2 protein-coding genes and 1 pseudogene are annotated in these 1,856 nt (G+C 74.4%); 1 reads left to right on the forward strand and 2 read right to left on the reverse strand.

Features of this window, described 5'->3' with window-relative positions:
• Window positions 1-201, forward strand: a pseudogene (locus tag ACTUAL_RS15690) (bifunctional DNA primase/polymerase); the annotation flags it as partial.
• A 73-nt stretch (window positions 202-274) separates the two neighbouring features.
• Here ACTUAL_RS15690 and ACTUAL_RS15695 read toward each other — a convergent pair.
• Both ACTUAL_RS15695 and ACTUAL_RS15700 read right to left on the reverse strand, forming a co-directional pair.
• Window positions 275-1,105, reverse strand: a complete 831-nt coding sequence (locus tag ACTUAL_RS15695; RefSeq protein WP_440900782.1) for a DeoR/GlpR family DNA-binding transcription regulator — start codon at window positions 1,103-1,105, stop codon at window positions 275-277.
• 4 nt (window positions 1,106-1,109) lie between these two features.
• Window positions 1,110-1,757 (reverse strand): class II aldolase/adducin family protein, encoded by a 648-nt coding sequence (locus ACTUAL_RS15700; RefSeq protein ID WP_096494802.1) that lies wholly within the window; start codon window positions 1,755-1,757, stop codon window positions 1,110-1,112.
• Window positions 1,758-1,856 lie beyond the last annotated feature (99 nt).

Below are 1,856 nucleotides of genomic sequence, written 5' to 3' on the forward strand. Positions count from 1 at the left end.
ACGGCCGCGTGCAGGCTCGGGGAGCTGGTCGGCGCGGGGTGGTTGGGGGAGCGGCAGGCCGAGGAGTTGATCCTGGACGCGGCGGCGGGGCACATCGGCGTGGAGGGGTGGACGGAGCGGGAGGCGGCCCGGCACGTGCGCAACGGGGTGGTGGCTGGCGCCCGGAGGCCGAGGGTGATTCCCGAGCAGAGGCGGGGGTAGACGAGGGCTGGAGAGCGGGAGCCCCCCCGCGTGCGCGGGGAGGACACGCCTCCTCTCTAGAAGGCGCCCCCGCTCAAGCCACCCCGTCGCCCGACCCCGCCCCGATCCCGCCGTCACCCGCCCCAGCCCGGACCAGCGTCACCCCAACCCCCTCGACCAACCCCGCCGCCTCGTCCGACAGCTCGTCGTCCGTCACGATCGTGTCGATCTCCTCCAGCCGCAGCGCCCGGTACCGCGCGAACCGCCCGTACTTCGCGCTCCCCGCCACCAGCACCGACGTCGTCGCCGCGGCCAGCGCCGCCCGCTTCACGTCGACCTTCGCCTCCACCGGCGTGCTCACCCCGTGCTCGACGTCCCACGAGCTCGACGACAGGAACGCCACGTCCAGCGACAGCTCCCGCAGCGCCAGCGTCGCGAGCCGCCCGACCGTGGACCGGTTCGACACCTCCACCCGCCCGCCCAGGCAGATCAGGTCGACTCCGGGGTGGTCGCAGAAGTCGGCCACGGTCGCCAGGTCGTTGCTCACCACGGTCAGGTCCCGCGCCCCGTCCAGGAACGGCCGCATGGCCTGCACCGTGGTCCCGGCGTCCAGGTACACCGTCATGGAGTCGGTGACCATCGCGGCGGCGGCGCGGGCCATCGCGGTCTTCGCCGCCCGGTCGGAGCCGATCTTCTCGGCGCGCTCCGGTTCGCGCAGCAGCCTGGTGGCGATCTTCGCGCCCCCCGGCGTCACCTCGACGCTGCCCAGCTTCTCCAGCGCGGCGATGTCCCTGCGGATGGTCATGTGGCTGACGCCGAGGAGCTCGGTGAGCTGGTGGTAGCTGAGCACCTGCGCCTGCCTGAGCCTGCGCAGGATCTCCTGCCGTCGCTGCTCCGGGATGAGCGGCGCCATCTGTTCAGTCAACTCCTCATCGGTCCGCGCGCCCGCCCCACGGGCTCGACCAGCGCCGCGACAGCTCGGCGATCGCGGTCGCGTCGAGCTCCCTGCGGGCCAGTCCGCTGGTCAGCAGGGTAATGCGGCAGGCCTCCTCCAGTTCCACGGCCCGGTCCACCGCCTCCGCAGGCCCGGCGCCCGCCACGACCGAACCGTGGTTGGCCAGCAGCGCCGCGCGCAGCTCCCAGGGGCACTCCAGCAGGTCCGCGCCGAGTCCGGGGTCGCCGGGGGCGCGGTAGGGCAGCAGCGGGGTCTGGCCGACGCGCATCACGAAGTACGGGGTGAGCGGCGGGACGGCGCTGTGCTCGGCCCACGGCTCCAGGCAGGCCACGGCGACGGCGGACGGGGAGTGCACGTGCACGACCGCGCGGTGCTCGGGGGAGCGGCGGTAGAACGCGACGTGCAGGGGCCACTCCTTCGAGGGACGTGCGCCGCCCAGGTGGGTTCCGCCCAGGTCCAGCACGGCGATGTCCTCGGGGCCCAGTTCGCCCAGGGGCACGCCGGTGCCGCTGAGCAGGACGCGGTCGCCGTCCAGGACGCTGATGTTGCCGCTGCTGCCGGGGCTGAGCCCGGCCTCGACCACGCGCGCGCCCGCCTCGGCGAGCTGTTCCGCCGCGCTCACGCGAGCGCGTCCCAGGCCGAGGTGAACAGGTCGTCGGGGCCGAAGTTGCCGCTCTTGAGCGCGAGCGCGATCTCGCGGCGGGTGGCGGTGGTGGCGGCG

It is taken from the genome of Actinosynnema sp. (genome assembly GCF_052038725.1).